Genomic DNA, 19,123 nt, shown 5'->3' on the forward strand with positions numbered 1-19,123 from the left:
AATTTAAGGCCCCCTGCTGATCAGGAGACCTTTTAATGATAGCGAACTACTGATTATTATCGTTGTCATCTTTTGTGCCATCGTCCATATTGCCATCATTATCGCCACCGTTAATGTCGTCAGCGTCATCATCAGTGCCATTTTGATTCATATCGCCATCCTGATCCTGATTCATGTCATTATTATTCTGATCGTTTTCCATATTATTTTGATCCCCATTATTATCTTCCTGGTTCAACGGGGCCTCATCGTCCGGTGCAGGATCCTGATTATCGTCATTCGCACACCCGGTTGCCAGCGTCAGTGCCAATACTGGTATACCAAGTTTGATGAGCATTTTCCTGTTCATCGTTATCCCTCCTTGGATGTTCACTATCGCCTATAGCTTATCCATAATTGGAAATGTAATACTGTTTTCAGGAGGAATATTTTTAAATGACGTATCTATTGGATGGCGAATGTAATTTCCGCTTCACAGGCGACTTTCCCGTTGACAGTTGCCGTACCTTTTCCCTTGCCGATTGATCCTTTGATGCGGGTGATTTCAACATTCAGCTCAAGCTGATCACCCGGTTTCACCTGATGCTTGAAGCGGCATTTATCAAGGCCGGCGAGAAAGCCGATTTTACCTTGATTTTCCTTAATTCCAAGGACGGCAATTGCGCCGGCCTGGGCCAGTGCTTCCACAATCAAAACTCCAGGCATGACCGGATAATTGGGAAAATGCCCTTGAAAAAACGGCTCGTTCGCGGTCACATTCTTGATTGCCGTTATGTGTTTTCCCTCTTCCATGTCTGTCACTTTGTCAACAAGTAAAAACGGATAGCGGTGTGGAATGGTATTTTTAATCTCCTGAATGTCCATCAGTTTCCTCTCCTTCTCCGGCAAGATTTTTTCAAATGGAACCATGGCTGGCCCAAATTTGTCCAAAAAGGCAAAAAAGCATGTCCAGACGAGTGGGCATGCTTATCCTTATTGTTCTTTTTTCAAAACAATATCAACAATGTGCTGCCACGTTTCCAGTTCAAGTGCATCACCTGGAGCGCCGTCCCCGACAATTCCATAGCCAACCATTGCCCCGAGTAATAAAGCCAGGACACAAAGAACGAGTATTATAATAATGCGCAGCCAAATCGGAAAAATCCGTCGTCTTGGTTTACGGTTGTTCCGTTTTTCTACTTTGCGCCTTCTTTTCTGTTCTTTGCGGGTTGCTTTATCCACTTCCTGCTGTTCTTTAGTTGCTGTATCTGCTTCCTGCTGCTGATTCAATTCTTTTTCCTGTTCGGCAGCCTGTTTATTCTGCTTTTTCTCCGCAGGTTTTTCGGTCAATTTTGTTGACATGGTTCCAAACTCCTTACTTACTTCATGCTGATGTGGTTGATGCGCTCCATTCTCAACTCGTTTGTGCATTAAATGGATACGAACATTGTATTATAATCATGTCCGTCTTTTCCCGGGGAAATAATGCCACTCCACCTTTTAAGGGAGACACCCCCTTAAAAGATGAACCTGCCCGGAATACCTATAGTAAATTTCAGTTAAACAATTTTTTTACGGTCAACTTTATCGATGTTCTCAAGCATAATGCCTGTGCCGCGTGCAACGCAATGCATCGGCTCATCCGACATGAACACCGGCACCTTCAATTCCTCAGCCAGCAGCTGGTCAATGCCATGAATCAGCGCGCCGCCGCCTGTTAAAATAACCCCGCGGTCAATAATATCAGCGGATAATTCCGGTGGTGTGCGTTCCAATACGGTTTTGGCTCCCTGCGTAATCAGTGAAGCCGGTTCGCGGAGTGCTTCTTCTATTTCAGCTGAGTAAACGGTAATCGTACGCGGCAACCCGGAAACCATATCACGTCCGCGAATGTCCAATTCTTCCTTGCGTGATCCCTGGAAGACCGTCCCTACATTGACTTTAATATCCTCAGCAGTACGTTCGCCGATAAGCAGCTTGTACTTTTTCTTAATGTACTGAAGAATCTCCACATCAAATTTATCCCCGGCCATCTTGATTGACTCCGCTGTCACAATGTCCCCCATCGACAGAACCGCTACATCTGTTGTTCCACCGCCAATATCAACAACCATGTTTCCGCTCGGCTGGAAAATTTCCATCCCAGCGCCAATCGCAGCCACTTTCGGCTCTTCTTCAAGATAGACCCGCTTGCCGCCAGATTTTTCCGCGGCTTCCTTTATTGCTTTCTGTTCAACCTTTGTAATATTGGTCGGACAGCAAATCAGCATTCTCGGTTTCGACAAAAATCCGCGGACATTTATTTTATTTATAAAATGCTTGAGCATCGCTTCTGTCACATCAAAGTCAGCAATCACACCATTTTTCAATGGGCGAATGGCTTCAATATTCCCTGGTGTCCGGCCCACCATTCTGCGCGCCGACTCCCCGACCTCAAGCACCCGGCCGGTCGTTTTATCCATAGCGACAACAGACGGTTCATTCAAAACAATTCCTTTACCCTTTACGTGAATCAACACATTGGCAGTTCCAAGGTCAATTCCAATGTCCCTCGAAAACATTAACTCAGATCCTCCCTGCTCAAATAACTTTCTCGCGTCACTCTATACGAGCACATATTGCTACTAATATTATATTTTACCACAAAATTCAACATATAACTTCACAAAATGAAAAATATAGAGGGAAAATTTCTCAGGATTCAGGAATGCTTTGATGTTCTGCTTTTGCGGTTGATGTTTTGCCGCTTGCGGTTGATGTTTCGCTTTTGCGGTTGATGTTCTGCCTTGTGCGGTTGATGTTTCGCCGCTTGCGGTTGATGTTTCGCTTTTGCGGTCGATGTTTTGCCTTGTGCGGTTGATGTTCCGCCGCTTGCGGTTGATGTTTCGCTTTTGCGGTTGATGTTTTGCCTTGTGCGGTTGATGTTCCGCCGCTTGCGGTTGATGTTTCGCTTTTGCGGTTGATGTTCTGCCTTGTGCGGTTGATGTTTCGCTTTTGCGGTTGATGTTCTGCCTTGTGCGGTTGATGTTTCGCCGCTTGCGGTTGATGTTCCGTCGCTTGCGGTCGATGTTTCGCCCTGTGCGGTTGATGTTCCGCTTTTGCGGTCGATGCTTCCCCGCGTGCGGTTGATGTTCTCCTCCCAGTGATTGATGCGACATCTAACCTGCAAATTTTTATAAGAAAAAAGAGGAAAATGGGAAGTTTTGTCGAAATGAATACATAAAGATAAAAGCTAAAATTAGGGAGTGATTTCACTGAACAGCAATATTCGATTAAAATCATACGATCTTCTGAGTTACGAAGCTTTACTCAGGTCGCTGCAAGGGAGCAGAGTTGACAGTTTTATCATTTCAAAATACAGGAGAAGCAAGGCAGGCTATGATGGCGAAAGGAATGTAGACTATAAACTCTCCACATATCCGATGAAAAATTGCATCACTATAAAGGGAATTCGTCTTCCAATTTCCTCATTTCACTTTCAAATTGACACACTTCTTCTTACAAAGAAACTCATCATCATTTTAGAAATTAAAAATAATAGAGGTACTCTCCATTATGACTCCAAGCAAAAACAATTGACGCAGGAAGTAAACGGCAAATTGACTGCTCATAAAGATCCCATTTTGCAAGCCGAGGCTCAAAAAAGTCATTTACAGGAATTACTGGGGGAGTATGGATTATTTGGAATACCGGTAGAAACACTTGTCGTAGTAGCCTATCCCACCACAATAATTAATAATATCACTAAGGATCCCGCAGTTTATAAGAATTTTATTCATAACGAAAGTCTGCACATCCATTTGAACAGGCTGTTGGAATTATATCCAAATGAGGCAATGCCACCCTCCATGATGCATCAACTTGGTAACAACCTTTTAAAGAAAGATACACCCCTTCGATCAGATATATTAAAATTACACGGACTTAACAAATCAGATTTCAGGACGGGAATTCCTTGTACAAAATGTGATTTCAGCCAAATGGTTTCTAATAATCATGGGGAATGGCGATGTCCAAAATGTAATCATACCGATGCCGATGCACACGTACGAAGAATACTTGATTATTTTCTGCTGTTTGGTGACACTTTGACAAACAGGGAGTGCAGAGAATTCCTGCAGCTTGAATCCCCGAGAGTCGCCTACCGAATTCTGAACTCCATGAATTTAAAGCATACAGGTAATAATAGCGCTAGGAAATACTTTGCTCCTTCATTGGCAGAATATCCCCAGAAGTTGTCAATTCCTGAATCAAGAGTACAATCACTTCATGGTGACTTTCCCTATTAAATTGGCAGTGTCCATTTTCATAAAGGAAGAGTTCTTTTCCGGGTGCAGGATGCTTTGCTTTTACGGTCGATGTTTTGCCCTGTACGGTTGATGTCCCGCTTTTGCGGTCGATGTTTCACCCTGTGCGGTTGATGTTTCGCCTCGTGCGGTTGATGTTCCACTCCAAATGGTTGACGTTTCGCCCCAGGCGTTGATATTCACCTCCCAGCAGCGGATGTTCCACTCCTACTACTGAGTCTCTGCCCCGTGCGGTTGTTGCCCGCTCAAAGATTCCGTACTCCATCGCTCCACGCCAAAAACCCAGCACAGGTGGCTGGGTTTTTGGTTCTCGGATGTACGGTTTGCTCCTGCTTCTGTCGGGATACCACCTCCTTTAAGTTTACATCACTGCTGTCTGTGGCCTCCTTTCTTTTATGAACGTATTGATGCTGCTGATGACAGCGCCGCCATAACGACGCGGGGTGCTCATCCGACTGCATTTTTTCGGCATCGGACTAGAGGTGTTCATACATATTTCGACATCCGATTATCCCACTGGTTTTGCTTTCGTTTCTTCGCCGGGTGTGGTTGTTGTGATGCGGTATTTTTTACGGGTTGCCTCACCACCGCGGAGATGGCGGATTGATTTGTGGTAATCAAGTATATCTTTTACTTTGTTATATAGTTTGGGGTTTATTTCCGGCAAACGTTCTGTTAAATCTTTGTGGACTGTGCTTTTGGAAACACCAAATTCTTTCGCTATCAGACGGACGGTTTTCCTCGTCTCCACGACATATTCACCTATCCTGATAGTCCTTTCCTTGATGTAATCGTGCACACCATTCGCCTCCCTGTGTTGGATATTTCCGAGGTGTGGTTTGAGACAAGGTGATACATAAAAGTGTGCTGCTCACTTATCTGCTTTCACGTCATGCTGTGCAGCCATAACTGGTATGCGGATTGCAATCGGCTATTATATTTTATATGTATATGGAAAAAGGTTGAAATGGATGGAAAGCTACACATGCTTTCACCTCAGACTTTTCTGAATGCTTGGTTTGTAACATTTTATTACACTGCAGGAGGGAATATGATTAAAATTGCATCTTTGGAAAATGAAGACAGGCAGTATTTTCAGATCGGGGGATTTGGGCAGCTGTACTGAAAAAATTCTGCTGCAAATTTTGCAAATTAAAAATGCTGCAAAACAGGTTGCAACACTTCGAATAAAATAGAGGAATAGGGTTTACTTTTCCAGGAAGATTTCTTTACGGTAATTTCTTCTCTCTTGTAATGAAAAAAATTATGCGCATTTCATGTTAGTCCATATCGCCTAACACCGGATCTAACATAGGTCCGCCGTCAGCTGGTGCTGCTGATACAGCTGTTCCACCCATTAATACCATACCAGTGATTACAAGAATAGCTACTAATTTTTTCATTTCAGGATCTCCTCCTCTCCGGTTTTTATTTAATTTTGGAAAAGCTAAACCCTATTATATATAAAGGGCCATGGCTATGCCCTTTTTTCACATGTTCATCTGAGATCTTTCAGTGCATTCAATGGCAGCCTGCTGAAAAAATAATCGCTGCGCTTTTCAATAAAATGGTTGTAGGATTGCAGTAAAATATTTCGATCCTGATTTGCCAGTCCGAGATAATACTTTTTAAATGGACTGTCGATGTCGATTTCACTCAGAATGGCCTGAGCCTTTTCGTAATTGCCCTTTGCGATTTCGATATGTGCCTGTTCGCTTTTATCTGGTGATGCTATGCCGTCGACTTTCTTGAAGTGTGCCGATAAAAACGGAATATTGTGCTGTTCAATAATCTTTCTGGAGGTGTCCAGATGATGTTTTTTGGTAATCTTTATTGCTTCTGACAGGTGGAATATCCCCTGGAAGTAGGTATCATAGATGTAGGATAATCCCAGTGTTGTGTGTATATTTACTTTCGTCTTGGGGTTTGTCGTCTGATTCAGCACACGGAATGCGTGCTTCCGGGCAATGATTACTTCGTTGCGGACCAAATAATATCCGAACAGGTTTTGATTCAGGCGCTGGTTGAACAAGGACAACAGAAATCTGTCATCAATCTGCTTGAATAAATCCTGCTGCTTTTCAAGAAAATTTCCCAGTTTGCCGAATTGATTCAGCCCATAGTAAATAATTATCTTGATGAATTCGATGATGCATTTCAGTTCAGGCTCGTCTGTCTTAAAATTTTCGGCATAGTTTAACAGTACGTCAGGTGGGTACCGCCTCAATTTACGGTCAATCGTAATCTGATAAACGGCCGCCCATTTCTGATTCGATTCGTTCGATGACTCTTTGTTTTTGTCAATCAGTCGTTGCAGATCTTCAAAAAATCCATGCATGTACAAAAATTCCATGCCCTTCTTGCTGACATCATCCGAAGTTGACTGCAGACACAGCTTGCGCATCAATGTACTTGCTGTCTCGGTGTCATATTCCTGTGAGAGGATAAGGTCAAGCTGATCCATTGTTAATTTTTTATTAGTTGACAAAGAATTTATCGAATCAGCCAGCATATTTATGTTGAAAGAATACATGGATGCGCCACCTCTTCCGGAAAACCGAATGTTAGGATTTTAGGACTTTTTTCCTACAAAATTCTGCAATATTTAACAAATTCAGTTATTATCTATTATAATACCATATATTTTCACAAAATCCACAACAATCGTTCGACAATTTTCGAGTTTTACCTAAAAAAAACGAAGGGATTCCAGTCTTTATCTTCATAGAATCCCTTCTCCCGGCTAATGCTTCGTTACATGCAGGCTGATTGGAATCTGATTAGAAAACTTTGTTGTCACCAAGCCTTTCGGTGACAACCTTCGTTGCACCTATGGCCAAAAAAATAACCCTGGTAATAATCCTATACCAGGGTCACACGTTTAAAACCTATGCACTTGCAGATGAAGCAGATGATTCGGATGCGTCGTTTTCGGTGGCATTATTGTCTTCTGCACCGTTATTGGCATCTTCCTGATTCTTATCAGACGAATCACCGGTGTTCTTGTCACTGTCGGAACTATCTTCTTTTGTACCGTCAGCATCTTCACTTCCAGCATTGTCATCTTTCGTGCCATCGCTGTTTTCACTGTTTTCAGCGCTGTCTTTCGATCCGTCTTCTGTTTCACCAGCGTTCTTTTCTTCCGTTGCAGCATCGTTTTCTTCAGCCTTTTCGCTTGAGGAATCTTTCGCTGCAGCCTTATTCAGTTTACTTACCGGCTGATTAAAGAATTTTTCCGGATTAACCGCTTCGCCATTTTTTCTGATTTCAAAATGAACGTGGGTTCCAAACTCCTGACCGAATCTGTTTTCGCCGGCCTTTCCAATAACGTCACCCTGCTTGACTTTGTCACCTGCTTTTACGCTGACATCGCCAAGGCTTGCATAGTGAGTTACGACTTTGTTTTCATGCTGCAATGTAACGACTTGTCCAAGCAGCGGATCTTTTTCGACTTCCTTCACTGTTCCGCTTAAAGAGGCCAGGACGTCAAATGATTTGCCCTCTGCTGCCTTAATGTTAATGCCTTTGCTCTGGTAATACCGATTGTTGTACAGGACCAGTGCACTTTTTTGGGCCTTCGTATCTGCGTTGTAATCATAAAATTTAGTTACGATTTCTGCTTGATCCTGATTTACAACAGGCTTTTTGATGACTTCCTGCTGCTCCATAACGGGTTGTGCCTCATTTTGATTTTCGGCTGGATTGTAGAAGTCAGTAGATTTCTGGTCTTCAGCCATGTCAGGCATCTGATTCTCCAGATTCTGATACCATACTACAAACGCCAGCAAAACTGCAGCAACCGTTAAATATACTGCCGGGAAGAACCACTTCTTCTTGAAAATGCGACTCCACTTATTTTTTGGAGTACCGTTGTTTTCCTCTTTCATATCTCATCACCTCAACAACCATTCTGAGCAGAAAAAGGAAAATCTATACATCTTGTGAAAAAAATTGTTGCAAAACATGCATTTTTTCCGAAATCATGGGAAAAGTAAGCCGTTATATGGAAATTTCTCATCAGAGATGCGTAGTTTGCTAGTTGCCGGGTTCCCAAAAATGAAAGACTCTTTTCAGAAATATTGTCAACTTTTAATAGTTCAACGTTATCTATAATTTACATCCCGCCCTACCGCCCGGGATCGCTTCGGGCAGATGCTTTCCGCGGGCACGGCCTCAGCCCCCTTGAGAAAACCACTCTGCGGGGTCTTCGAAAAAGTGCTGTTCCCGCAGGAGTCATTGCCCTCCGCTCACCCGGGCTGGTAAAATGTATTTCCTTCTCTGTGATGTTCTTTTAAATATTACAATTATTTGTTGTTTTTATTAAATACATATTATTAGCAGCCCGTCTACACGAAGACTCCTGGGGGAGCTAAGGCCTAGGCGAGACTCGTAGTGCGTCAGCACGGAGAGGCTCACCAGCCGCCCCCGGAAAGCGAAGTGTAGACGGGCTGCGGCGCTGGAGAGTAACAAAAAAGTGAAATTTTTACGCATATTATAAATACTGTGTAACAACAAAATCTCCAGAAAAAAACCTAAAAACACCCCCGGGACGACATTACATCCCGGGGGAATATATCATGAAAACCGCAACATCCATATTATTTTGCCACAAGCGTTGGTGCGGTTTGGTTGATCGAACTGATTTCAACGCCCTGGTAGTAGTGCTTGACGATTTGTTTATACGTTTTGCCCTGTTTTGCCATGCCGTTTGCACCGTACTGGCTCATCCCGACACCATGGCCAAACCCTTGCGTCGTAAAAATCAGGTGGTCGTTCTTCTGTTCAATCGTAAAGTCACTCGATTGCAGTTCCAACTTCTGACGGACTTTTCTTCCGGAAATCTTTTTACCAGCAATTGTCAGCTGGCCGACTCGCTTTCCTTCCGTCCGGGAAATTTCCATATTGATATCTCCGGAGTTTGGAAGTTTTACACCAAGCACGTCTTCCACTTTGGCGATTGTGAAAATTTCCTGATCAAGAAATTTAGGTGACCCCTTATCCCAGGGACTTTTCACACTGCGCAAATAGGGCACTTTATTTTCCCAATAATCCTCGGAGTTCTCGGTATATCCGTTACTTGTTGAAAAGAATGATGCGGTTATCGGTGCATCATTATAAGTCAGGATTTCGCCTTTCGTTGCTTTGACAGCTTTCTTTACCTTCTCCATTTTCCACTCAAAATCATCCTCGAGCAAGTCACGCAATTCCTGTTTACTGTGATATACCTGATCACTGACAGTGTCCGTCACATCCGATTTTCCGGACGAATCCTGACTGACCATGTGATTGACAATGAATGTTCGGGCAGCCAATGACTGCGCCTTCAGTGCTTCCAGTTCAAATTCTGCCGGCATTTCCGATGCGACAACCCGTGCAACATACGTTTCAAGTGGCACATCTTCCACTTTCTCGGAACTTGCCCGCATGACCGCTACGGAAAATGGCGAATCACCCAATGAAATGTCCACCTGATCCGATTCAGCTTCGTCCGCATTATGCTGTTCATTATCCGCTACATATGGAAGAACAATCAGGGTCGGAATGATAAGGATAATGGTAACCATGGTCGCGAAAAAAAGGATCCCCTGTATTTTCCATGGTGCAGTGCGATCGTTCAGATAGTTGTTTTTTTGCTTAAAAGGTAAAAGGTTATGATGCTTTTTCTTTTTCTTCTTTCTCCAATGATCTGGAATATTCTTGTGCTTCATTGGCAGCCTCCCTTATGGTATGTCGTACCGGAATAATTTCTAGCATCCCTACTATCAAACATATACCGAAATCGGGAAAAATAGAACAATAGAATAGGAAAAATGCAACCACCCATTCAGCAATTGTCCGGATTGCGCGTACCATACCGGAGAAAGAAAAACGATGAGCTTATTGCTGCTTCGTTAATACGGATTCGCGTTCTGGTGCTTCTTTATTGTAAAGGTGGCAGGCAACGTAATGATCCTGTTCGATTTCCTGCCATTCCGGTTTTTGCACCGAACATATATCCATCGCCATCGGGCATCGTGTCCGGAACACACAGCCGCTTGGCGGATTAATCGGGCTCGGCAGTTCACCATGCAAAATAATCCGCTCCCTGCTGTCTTCCATATCCGGATCAGGAATCGGAATTGCCGACAGCAGCGCCTGCGTATATGGATGCAATGGATTATTGTAGAGTGCTTCACTTTTCGTCAATTCTACCATGTTGCCGAGGTACATCACACCAATCCGGTCGGAAATCTGTTTCACCATGGACAGGTCATGGGCGATAAACAAAAATGTCAGCCCTTTATCCTCCTGAAGTTCTTTTAATAGATTGACAACCTGTGCCTGCACCGACACATCCAGCGCGGAAATCGGTTCGTCAGCGATAATGAAGTCGGGATCAAGTGCCAGGGCCCGGGCGATGCCGATCCGCTGCCGCTGCCCGCCGCTGAATTCGTGCGGGTAGCGGTTTGCATGATCCCGGTTCATGCCGACTTCCTCCAACAGCATATAAATCCGGTCCATTTGCTCCCGTTTATTTTTAAACATGCCGTGAACTTCCATCGGTTCACCGATAACTTCCCGTACAGTCGAGCGCGGATTCAATGATGCATAAGGATCCTGAAACACCATTTGCATATTGCGGTAAAAACCGAACCGTTCTTTCTCGCTCATGGCATGGACATCGTTGCCATCATACAACACATTCCCGGACGTTTTATCATACAATCCCATGATGGTCCGGCCGATTGTCGATTTACCGCACCCTGACTCACCGACAAGGCCAAATGTTTCGCCTTTATTGATGTGGAATGTCACATCATTTACCGCCTGCAGCTTTGTCCCTTTTCCCATATCAAAATATTTTCGGAGCGTATTGACTTCCAGTATTTTCTCATTCATGATTATTTCCCCTCCGTCTGCTGCCAGTATCTAGCTGCACCGCAAAGCTCTTTTTCATAAATCGTACCATGCAGTTCGGTTAATTCGATTCCTTTTCCGGTCTGCGGGGAGTGCAGCATTTTTCCATTGCCATAATAAAACCCGACATGGTGCAGACTGCCTTTTCCTTCATCATAGGCAAAAAACAACAGGTCCCCAGGCTCAATGTCATCCGTTGCAACATGCATGCCCGCTGCCAGCTGGTCATCCGCATCCCGGGGAATCTGGTAGCCGTTTGCTTTGTGCATCGCATACGTGAAGCCTGAGCAATCATAACCGAATGCGCTCATGCCTCCCCAGAAATAATCAAGTCCAATATAGCGTTCGCCCGCTTGGAGCAGTTTGTGGCCGGGCTGCTGTTTGATGCCATCTGCTGTTGAAAAAACTTCCGCGTGCTGCCGCGGGAGATAAAGCGGGCCGTCCGGGGTGGCAACTTCCAGCTTTTCTCCCTGTTCACGGATAACCGGAAGCATCGTCATGAAACTGAGTTTGATGACTGGTTTGCCATTCGCTGATTCAAGCCAGGCAAATTTAGATAGGACAGCAGCCGTTTTATCCTGCTCCCATTCCGTTTTACTCACTTTTTTCAACTGATTCAATGGCACCCAGCCGGGATAGCCTTGCTGATCTTTTTTGGACGGCTGTGATGGAATGACAACGTGTGCCCAGTCATCCTTCGTTTCGGTGATGATAACGGATTCCCCGTACAACAGCTGTGATTGCACCCGGTTTTCATCACACAATGCCACCCGCTTATCAAAGGTCAGCACATCCATCCATTGATCGATATCGGTCGGATTGGTGAGGCCCGGATGGTCAATGGAACGCGCTGATTCCGGCATTGTCCATACAGTCGCAACCTGGACCGCAGTCACCCACATTTCATCTGCCTGTTGTTCAAACGTTTGTTTAGACATTGTTGATCCCCCTTTGCTTTTTTAAAGTTACCAAGCCTTTAGGTGACGACCTTAATTGTACTTATGCAGTAATTTATCTGCCAAAAATTCAGGGTTGACCGTTTCGATCCCCAGTCCAGCTTTAGCTCCAAGTGAAATTTTACTCCCGTTATATGTAATTCCGCCTTCAATCAAATCGCCCGCAAGCATTAATGGTGCATCAAAGTCACAGTAGCGGATATTCGGCTGACTCGCTGCAAAATGTGCTGCTGCGGTGATGCCGATTTTCGTTTCAATCATGCTGCCAACCATGCACGTCACACCATAAACAGCGGCAAGTTTGGCCATTTTCATGGCGTGATGGATCCCGCCTGCCTTCATCAACTTTATATTGATTAAGTCAGCCGCGTGCATTTCCAGCAGCCGTTTGGCATCGTCCGGTGAAAATACACTTTCATCGGCCATAATTGGTGTGGCGGTATTGTCCGTCACATATTTCAGCCCTTCAAAATCATCTTTGTGAACCGGCTGCTCAATCAGTTCTATATTAAGGTCAAGCTCCTCCATTTTGCGGATCGCGCGAACAGCTTCTTTTGCCTGCCACCCCTGATTGGCATCAAGCCTGATTTTCGCTCTTGATCCGATACGCTTCCGAATCGCCTGGATCCGTTTCATGTCATGATCAATCGTATCTTTACCGACTTTTACTTTCAAAACAGAAAAGCCATCACCCAAATACTGCTGCGCGTCATCCGCCATTTCCTCGGCGCTGTTTACACTGACCGTGTAATCCGTTTCGACCTGATCGGTATACCCGCCGAGAAATTGCACCAATGGCATCGATGCATGCTGGGCGATACAATCATATACCGCCATGTCTATTGCTGCTTTGGCGCTCGTATTGCCGATTACGCTCGCATCGATTTTTTCAAACAACAGCTCATAATGAAGAATCGCCTCGCCGACTAACAGCGGTTTAAAAATATTGTTGATGGCATACGTGATACTTGCCATGCTGTCCCCGGTGATCACATGTGTCGGCGGCGCTTCTCCCCAGCCGATGATTCCGTTGTCACAGGTTATTTTTACGACAACCGTTTCAGCCACCGTCACCGTCCTTAATGCTGTTTTAAAAGGACTGTTCAGCGGAATAGACGCATGAAATGTTTCAACTTGCCGGATATGCATACGTGTTTCCTCCTTTCCGTGTTACTCGACACCCGGTTCAATGACCAGGGATTTTTTTGTCGCGGATAACGTGGCAGGCACTCCGAATGGCAGTGAAAAATTCGGCATACAATGGCCAATCTTGAACCCGGACACAACCGGACCTTCATGATCAGCAAAATATTCATGGAAGACCTGCTGCAATGTCAGTGACGGCTTTTCTTCCGGCGGATCACATTTGGCAAAATCACCGACAATGATTCCGGTCGCCTGCTCAAGTTTGCCGGCCAGCATGAGCTGATTCAGCATGCCATCAATCCGGTATGGCGCTTCACCGATATCTTCCAGCAGCAAAATTTTCCCTGCTGTATCTATCTCGTACTGCGTGCCAAGTGTACTGACCAGGAGCGACAAGTTACCCCCGACAATTTCGCCCGTTACTTCGCCATCAGATATAACATGCAGTGGGGCTACAGACTCCGTATAGAAGAGGGATGAGGGTTCTTGGAGCTGATGAAACAAACCGGCCGAGTATGCATCAAAGTCATCGTCCGCAATGTCCGAGACAGCCATCGGTCCGTGAAACGTCACAAGATTTGCCGCCTGCCTGATCGCCGTATGTAAATACGTAATATCACTGTATCCCCAAATAATTTTCGGGTTGTTCCGGATCAAATCATAATCAAGTGCACCGGCGAGTCGCCCTGTCCCATACCCGCCGCGGGCAAAAATAATCGCTTTGACCTGCGTATCAGCAATCATTGCATGAAAATCCGCCAGCCGCTCCGCATCGGTCCCGGCCAAATAGCCGTGTGTTTTTTCAAGATGCCTGCCCAGCCTGACACGCATTCCCATTTTTTCAAAAAAAGAGAGTGCCCGCTGCAGCCGCTCCGTATCGATAGGGCTTGCCGGTGCAACTATCCCGATCGTATCTCCCTTGTTAAGCCGTGGTGGCCTGATCATAATTTCCCCTCTTTCTGCTTATTTCTGTTGAAAATGCTCATATGAGCTGTTATGTATGGATGAAGAAGGAGCGTTCAGATTGCTCCTTCTTTCCTTTTTTTACTGATAGTCGTCCTTATCCATTTGCTGCTTACATCGAACGGCTTCAGGTCCGGATATCAACCAGGAATGGCTGAGTATCGACCGCTCGTGGTGGAACATCAACCGCTAAAGCATGAACATCAACCGCAAATGCGAAATTTCAACCGCTACGGCATGAACATCAACCGCACGGGGATGAACTTCAACCGTTGCACGGAAAATATGGACCTGCGAATAGGAAAACTACTTCTTATCTGCCCACTTCAGTTCAAGATAGCCGACCGGGTGGCGGACGATGCCTGTTACGTCGTCTTTATAAATAAACACCTGATTATAGTAATGAATCGGGAAGATCGGCATTTCTTCGGCAAGCAGTTTTTCTGCTTCATACATCAGTTCCCAGCGTTTTTCCTCGTTTGTTTCTTTTTTCGCCTGTGCTATCAGTTTGTCATATTCCTTATTGGACCACCCTGTACGATTCATGCTCTGTCCTGTCGTAAAGCTTTCCAGAAAGTTAATCGGGTCAGCATAGTCAAACAGGAATGAGCTTCGGGACAGCTGATGCTTGAGGTTTTTCTGTGCTTCCAGGAACACGTTCCATTCGGTATTTTCCAATGTGACGTTGACACCAAGGTTTTCACTGAACATGTCCTGCATCGCCACGGCAATCGCCTTGTGCCCTTCACTCGTATTGTATGAAAGCGTCACTTTCGGAAGTTTGTCATAACCTTCTTCCTTCATCCCCTGTTCCAGCAGTTTTTTCGCCTTTTCAGGGTTAAATTTAACAAGATCGCCGTTCACTTCCCGGAAGTCTTTTCCACTTGGCCCTTCAAATCCTGGTGATACGAAAGCTTTTGCGGCTTCCTCTTTATTTTTGGTTACATAGTTTACGATATTTTCCTGATTGATTGCCAGTGCGAATGCCTTTCTGATTTTTTTATTCTGGAATGGTTCTTTGTTTACGTTAAAGCGGTAAAAATATAATCCCGCCTGTTTTTCGATTACGACATTATCACCGTCAATCAGCTGTTCTGCCATATCAGATGGAATATTGGTCATGTCCAGTTCATCACTTTTGAACATTTGATATTCGGTATTCGGATTGTTGACCATTGCCCAGTGTACTTTATCAAGCTTTACTGTTTCCTTATCCCAGTACTGATCGTTCTTAACCATTACCATTTCTTTTTCATGCGCCCACTTTTTCAATTTGAACGGTCCGTTTGCCACGAACGAATCAGCTTCGGTATACCAATCCGGATTCTCTTTAGCCACTTTGGCATTTACTGGGAAAAATGCCGGATTTGTGACAACATGCAGGAAGAAGTTCGTCGGTGCCGTCAGTGTGACTTTCAATGTTTTATCATCAACGGCTTTTACCATGACATCTTCGGCTGAGCCCTCGCCAGTGTTATACGCCTCGCCGCCTTTGATAAAATATCCGAGAAACGCGGCAGGTGAACCAGTTTTCGGATTCAGCAGCTGTTTCCATGCATAGACAAAGTCCTGTGCCCTTACAGGATCACCATTTGACCAGTTGGCATCTTCACGAAGGTGGAACGTGTATACTTTCCCATTGTCCGAAACCTCCCAGTCTTCAGCCATGGCCGGATGCGGCTTGTCGTCTTTTCCCAGCCGGGTTAATCCTTCCATCAGGTTGTTCAGAACATTCCAGGAGACAGAGTCAAATCCGACTGGCGGGTTCAGGGATGTCGGTTCCTCCCCGTTGTTCATGTATAAAACTTTTTCACCACTGCTGTCAGATGAGTCCTTACTGCTTTCGCCGCCATCATCCCCATTGCCGCCGCTGCCGGTCGTACATGCAGACAACGCAGCAATTGTCAGTACAAGAATAAATAATAAAAATCCTTTCTTCATACCAATTTGCCCCTTTCCAAGATTATTTTACGGCTGTTTCAGCCAAAAGCTGTTTAGCCCGTTCATCCTGAAGCCAGCAGTTCACTTTGTGTGAATCACTCAGCTCCGTCATCGCGGGGTAAACTTTATCACACACCTCCATTGCAAATGGACATCGCGCTGTAAACGGACATCCCTGTGGAGGTGAGAATAAATCCGGTGGTGTCCCATCGATCGGGGTCAGTTTATCCTCCTGCAAATCGAGTCTTGGGACAGATTTCAAAAGCCCTTTTGTATACGGATGTTCCGGGTTGTAAAAAATCTCCCGCCGTGTACCGGTTTCAATCACTTTTCCCGCATACATAACAGCAATCCGGTCGGCTATTTTCGCAACAACACCAAGGTCATGTGTGATTAGAATGATAGAGACGCCGGTTTGCCGCTGAATTTTATCAAACAGTTCAAGAATCTGTGCCTGAATCGTCACATCAAGCGCAGTTGTTGGTTCATCAGCAATCAGGAGTTCCGGCTCGCATATCAAAGCAATCGCGATAACAATCCGCTGACGCATTCCGCCACTGAACTGGTGCGGGTATTGCTTGAGCCGCTCCCGTGGATTGGGGATCCCTACCAGATCCATCATCTCAAGTGCCTTTTTCCGTGCGTCTTTGCGTGATACATGATGGTGCTGCCGCAGCCCTTCAACAAGCTGCGATTCGATTGTGATCGTCGGATTCAATGCGGTCATCGGATCCTGAAAAATCATCGAAATATCAACACCGCGCTTGGCCCGCATTTCTTTTTCCGGAATCTTTGTCAAATCCTCGCCGTTAAAATGAATCGTCCCATTGGAAATTTTACCGGGCGGGTCGGGAATCAGCCGCATAATCGCGTTCGATGTAACGCTTTTGCCGCAGCCGGACTCACCGACAATCGCCAGTGTTTCCCCTTTGTTTAAATGAAAATTCACCCCCCTGACAGCTTTAACGGTCCCGCCGTATGTAGTGAATGTCACGTGTAGATCGTTTACTTCCAAAATTTTTTCCATGTTGTCACCTACTTCCTCAGCTTCGGATCGAGTGCATCCTGAAGCCCGTCACCTAATACGTTAAATGCAAACATCGTAAATGAAATGAAGAACGCCGGGAAAAATAATGTCCACCAGTTTCCGGATAAAATGGCGCCGAGTGCATCGTTGGCCATTACGCCCCAGCTGGCATATGGTGATTGAATTCCCAGACCCAGAAAGCTGAGGAATGCTTCCGCAAAGATGGCTGATGGCACTGTCAGCGTCATTTGCACGATGATCGGACCCATTGTGTTCGGTAGCAGGTTTTTCCGGATAATCCGCCATGTTTTCGTGCCAAACGATTTCGATGCAAGCACAAATTCAAAGTTTTTAATTTGCAGCACCTGCCCTCGTACAATCCGGGCCATCCCGACCCAGCCGGTTACTGTCAGTGCAATTATAATCGTGGTAAGACTCGGTCCCATCACAACCAGCAGCATAATAACGACCAGCAGATATGGAAGTCCGTAAAGAATTTCGATAATCCGCATCATCACATCATCCGTGCGGCCGCCTTTATAACCGGAAACCCCGCCATAAACAACACCGACAAAAAAATCAATCAATGCCGCCATCAGACCGACAAACAGGGAAATCCGTGCACCATACCATGTCCTTGTAAACACATCGCGTCCCAATGAATCGGTTCCAAACCAGTGTGTACCATTTGGCGGCTGAAACTGATTCGGTAAATTTTGTTCTTTCACCGAAAATGGTGAGACCATTGGACCGATGACTGCCATAATCGCAAGCAGAATCAGAAATACCAGTCCCGCCATGGCAATTTTATTTTTCCGGAGCCGCTTCCACGCATCCTGCCAGTAAGAAAGCGATGGCCGTGCAACAGTTTCAGCTGCGCCCCGTTCTTTTTCCTTCCACTTGAATAAATCATCCGGCACATTATCGGGAGAATACGAGCTTGCTGTTTCATCTGATAGTTTCATAGATTATTTGCCTCCCTTTTTGTGCAGTTTAATCCGCGGATCGAGTATTCCATACACGATATCAACCAAAAACAGGGAAAAAATCAAAAATGCGCTGTAGAAAACGGTTGTCCCCATGATAACCGGGTAATCCCGCTGATTAATGCTTTCGATAAAATATTTTCCCATGCCGGGAATGGCAAAGATTTTTTCTATCACAAATGATCCGGTCAAAATACCGGCCAGCAATGTTCCCATGATGGTAACAACCGGCATGAGTGCATTCCGCAATGCGTGCTTAATGACAATTTTCCAGGGAAAGATTCCTTTCGCTTTTGCCATCTTTATGTAATCCTGTGTGAGGACTTCCAGCATTGTGGACCTCGTCAGCCGTGCAATAATCGCCATTGGACCTGTGGCAAGGGCGATGACCGGCAAAATCATATGCACCGGGCTTGACCAGGTAGCTGCCGGGAGAATCTCCCAGTCAACCGCCATTTTCTGAATCAGTAATGTTGCCAGCACAAAGTTCGGAATGGAAATCCCCAGCACAGCAACACTCATGGCAAAGTAGTCAATGAACCCGTTATGCCTGAGCGCAGCCATGATCCCGAGAATAATCCCGGAAATGACAGCAACCAGGATTGTAATCATTCCCAGTTCAAATGAGACCGGAAATCCCCGGCTCAGCAACTCGTTCACGGTAGCGTCCGGCTGTTTGATGGATGGTCCGAAATCCAGTGTCACAACTGATTTTAAATAGAGAAAATATTGAATGGACAACGGCTCATCAAGATTGTAATGCTCTTTCAGGTTTTGCTGGACGGCCTCGGTTGTGCTCCGTTCTTCATTTAATGGTGAACCGGGTATGGTGACCATCAGAATAAATGTGAGCGAAACAATAATCCATAATGTGACCGCCATAATGGCAAACCTTTTTAGTATGTATCGCAGCATCTGTCC

The 19,123-nt window shown here is 45.3% G+C and carries 20 protein-coding genes; 1 reads left to right on the forward strand and 19 read right to left on the reverse strand.

Going from position 1 to position 19,123, the window contains the following annotated elements:
* Nucleotides 1-46 precede the first annotated feature (46 nt).
* The 5 genes from ABD010_RS11540 to ABD010_RS11560 form a co-directional block, all read right to left on the reverse strand.
* Nucleotides 47-349 (reverse strand): hypothetical protein, encoded by a 303-nt coding sequence (locus tag ABD010_RS11540; RefSeq protein ID WP_343813146.1) that lies wholly within the window; start codon nt 347-349, stop codon nt 47-49.
* Between the two features lie 95 nt (nt 350-444).
* Nucleotides 445-864, reverse strand: a complete 420-nt coding sequence (fabZ, locus tag ABD010_RS11545; protein WP_343813148.1) for a 3-hydroxyacyl-ACP dehydratase FabZ — start codon at nt 862-864, stop codon at nt 445-447.
* Nucleotides 865-972: 108 nt separating this feature from the next.
* Nucleotides 973-1,341: a DNA-directed RNA polymerase subunit beta gene (locus ABD010_RS11550; RefSeq protein ID WP_343813149.1), complete on the reverse strand. Its 369-nt coding sequence runs from the start codon at nt 1,339-1,341 to the stop codon at nt 973-975.
* A 197-nt stretch (nt 1,342-1,538) separates the two neighbouring features.
* Nucleotides 1,539-2,540: a rod shape-determining protein gene (gene mreB, locus ABD010_RS11555; protein ID WP_343813150.1), complete on the reverse strand. Its 1,002-nt coding sequence runs from the start codon at nt 2,538-2,540 to the stop codon at nt 1,539-1,541.
* Nucleotides 2,541-2,609: 69 nt separating this feature from the next.
* A complete protein-coding gene (locus ABD010_RS11560) occupies nt 2,610-3,137 on the reverse strand; it encodes a hypothetical protein (protein ID WP_343813152.1) in 528 nt (175 codons plus the stop codon).
* Between the two features lie 87 nt (nt 3,138-3,224).
* On the opposite strand from ABD010_RS11560, the gene ABD010_RS11565 reads away from it, so the two are divergent.
* On the forward strand, nt 3,225-4,268 hold the full coding sequence (locus tag ABD010_RS11565) for a nuclease-related domain-containing protein (RefSeq protein WP_343813154.1): 1,044 nt from the start codon (nt 3,225-3,227) through the stop codon (nt 4,266-4,268).
* 60 nt (nt 4,269-4,328) lie between these two features.
* On the opposite strand, the gene ABD010_RS11570 is transcribed toward ABD010_RS11565, so the two are convergent.
* The 14 genes from ABD010_RS11570 to ABD010_RS11635 form a co-directional block, all read right to left on the reverse strand.
* Nucleotides 4,329-4,469, reverse strand: a complete 141-nt coding sequence (locus tag ABD010_RS11570) for a hypothetical protein (RefSeq protein WP_343813156.1) — start codon at nt 4,467-4,469, stop codon at nt 4,329-4,331.
* Nucleotides 4,470-4,794: 325 nt separating this feature from the next.
* Nucleotides 4,795-5,085, reverse strand: a complete 291-nt coding sequence (spoIIID, locus tag ABD010_RS11575) for a sporulation transcriptional regulator SpoIIID (RefSeq protein WP_343813158.1) — start codon at nt 5,083-5,085, stop codon at nt 4,795-4,797.
* A gap of 481 nt (nt 5,086-5,566) precedes the next feature.
* Nucleotides 5,567-5,689, reverse strand: a complete 123-nt coding sequence (locus ABD010_RS11580; protein WP_343813160.1) for a hypothetical protein — start codon at nt 5,687-5,689, stop codon at nt 5,567-5,569.
* A gap of 95 nt (nt 5,690-5,784) precedes the next feature.
* Nucleotides 5,785-6,819: an AimR family lysis-lysogeny pheromone receptor gene (locus ABD010_RS11585; RefSeq protein WP_343813162.1), complete on the reverse strand. Its 1,035-nt coding sequence runs from the start codon at nt 6,817-6,819 to the stop codon at nt 5,785-5,787.
* A 355-nt stretch (nt 6,820-7,174) separates the two neighbouring features.
* Nucleotides 7,175-8,173, reverse strand: a complete 999-nt coding sequence (gene spoIIQ / locus ABD010_RS11590; protein ID WP_343813164.1) for a stage II sporulation protein SpoIIQ — start codon at nt 8,171-8,173, stop codon at nt 7,175-7,177.
* 711 nt (nt 8,174-8,884) lie between these two features.
* Nucleotides 8,885-9,994, reverse strand: coding sequence for a stage II sporulation protein D (gene spoIID / locus ABD010_RS11595; protein ID WP_343813166.1), 1,110 nt, complete (start codon nt 9,992-9,994; stop codon nt 8,885-8,887).
* 169 nt (nt 9,995-10,163) lie between these two features.
* The gene (locus ABD010_RS11600; RefSeq protein WP_343813168.1) at nt 10,164-11,165 is read right to left on the reverse strand and encodes an ABC transporter ATP-binding protein; all 1,002 of its coding nucleotides are present in this window, start codon (nt 11,163-11,165) and stop codon (nt 10,164-10,166) included.
* Between the two features lie 2 nt (nt 11,166-11,167).
* Nucleotides 11,168-12,121, reverse strand: a complete 954-nt coding sequence (locus tag ABD010_RS11605) for a C40 family peptidase (protein ID WP_343813170.1) — start codon at nt 12,119-12,121, stop codon at nt 11,168-11,170.
* 51 nt (nt 12,122-12,172) lie between these two features.
* Nucleotides 12,173-13,288 (reverse strand): mandelate racemase/muconate lactonizing enzyme family protein, encoded by a 1,116-nt coding sequence (locus ABD010_RS11610; protein WP_343813172.1) that lies wholly within the window; start codon nt 13,286-13,288, stop codon nt 12,173-12,175.
* A gap of 21 nt (nt 13,289-13,309) precedes the next feature.
* Nucleotides 13,310-14,230, reverse strand: a complete 921-nt coding sequence (locus tag ABD010_RS11615; protein ID WP_343813174.1) for a S66 peptidase family protein — start codon at nt 14,228-14,230, stop codon at nt 13,310-13,312.
* 324 nt (nt 14,231-14,554) lie between these two features.
* Nucleotides 14,555-16,189 carry a peptide ABC transporter substrate-binding protein gene (locus ABD010_RS11620; RefSeq protein ID WP_343813176.1) on the reverse strand — a complete coding sequence of 545 codons (1,635 nt, stop codon included), beginning with the start codon at nt 16,187-16,189 and terminating at the stop codon, nt 14,555-14,557.
* A gap of 22 nt (nt 16,190-16,211) precedes the next feature.
* Nucleotides 16,212-17,216, reverse strand: coding sequence for an ABC transporter ATP-binding protein (locus tag ABD010_RS11625; protein ID WP_343813178.1), 1,005 nt, complete (start codon nt 17,214-17,216; stop codon nt 16,212-16,214).
* 8 nt (nt 17,217-17,224) lie between these two features.
* On the reverse strand, nt 17,225-18,181 hold the full coding sequence (locus tag ABD010_RS11630) for an ABC transporter permease (RefSeq protein WP_343813180.1): 957 nt from the start codon (nt 18,179-18,181) through the stop codon (nt 17,225-17,227).
* 3 nt (nt 18,182-18,184) lie between these two features.
* Nucleotides 18,185-19,117, reverse strand: a complete 933-nt coding sequence (locus ABD010_RS11635; RefSeq protein ID WP_343813182.1) for an ABC transporter permease — start codon at nt 19,115-19,117, stop codon at nt 18,185-18,187.
* Nucleotides 19,118-19,123: the final 6 nt, after the last annotated feature.

The sequence above is a fragment of the Virgibacillus siamensis genome (assembly GCF_039522605.1).
GTDB lineage: Bacteria > Bacillota > Bacilli > Bacillales > Amphibacillaceae > Lentibacillus > Lentibacillus siamensis.

Coding starts and splice junctions, on each gene's coding strand:
- ABD010_RS11540 (WP_343813146.1), bottom strand. CDS start 349: ATGAACAGGAAAATGCTCATCAAACTTGGTATACCAGTATTGGCACTG.
- fabZ (WP_343813148.1), bottom strand. CDS start 864: ATGGACATTCAGGAGATTAAAAATACCATTCCACACCGCTATCCGTTT.
- ABD010_RS11550 (WP_343813149.1), bottom strand. CDS start 1,341: ATGTCAACAAAATTGACCGAAAAACCTGCGGAGAAAAAGCAGAATAAA.
- mreB (WP_343813150.1), bottom strand. CDS start 2,540: ATGTTTTCGAGGGACATTGGAATTGACCTTGGAACTGCCAATGTGTTG.
- ABD010_RS11560 (WP_343813152.1), bottom strand. CDS start 3,137: ATGTCGCATCAATCACTGGGAGGAGAACATCAACCGCACGCGGGGAAG.
- ABD010_RS11580 (WP_343813160.1), bottom strand. CDS start 5,689: ATGAAAAAATTAGTAGCTATTCTTGTAATCACTGGTATGGTATTAATG.
- ABD010_RS11585 (WP_343813162.1), bottom strand. CDS start 6,819: ATGTATTCTTTCAACATAAATATGCTGGCTGATTCGATAAATTCTTTG.
- spoIIQ (WP_343813164.1), bottom strand. CDS start 8,173: ATGAAAGAGGAAAACAACGGTACTCCAAAAAATAAGTGGAGTCGCATT.
- spoIID (WP_343813166.1), bottom strand. CDS start 9,994: ATGAAGCACAAGAATATTCCAGATCATTGGAGAAAGAAGAAAAAGAAA.
- ABD010_RS11600 (WP_343813168.1), bottom strand. CDS start 11,165: ATGAATGAGAAAATACTGGAAGTCAATACGCTCCGAAAATATTTTGAT.
- ABD010_RS11605 (WP_343813170.1), bottom strand. CDS start 12,121: ATGTCTAAACAAACGTTTGAACAACAGGCAGATGAAATGTGGGTGACT.
- ABD010_RS11610 (WP_343813172.1), bottom strand. CDS start 13,288: ATGCATATCCGGCAAGTTGAAACATTTCATGCGTCTATTCCGCTGAAC.
- ABD010_RS11615 (WP_343813174.1), bottom strand. CDS start 14,230: ATGATCAGGCCACCACGGCTTAACAAGGGAGATACGATCGGGATAGTT.
- ABD010_RS11620 (WP_343813176.1), bottom strand. CDS start 16,189: ATGAAGAAAGGATTTTTATTATTTATTCTTGTACTGACAATTGCTGCG.
- ABD010_RS11625 (WP_343813178.1), bottom strand. CDS start 17,216: ATGGAAAAAATTTTGGAAGTAAACGATCTACACGTGACATTCACTACA.
- ABD010_RS11630 (WP_343813180.1), bottom strand. CDS start 18,181: ATGAAACTATCAGATGAAACAGCAAGCTCGTATTCTCCCGATAATGTG.
- ABD010_RS11635 (WP_343813182.1), bottom strand. CDS start 19,117: ATGCTGCGATACATACTAAAAAGGTTTGCCATTATGGCGGTCACATTA.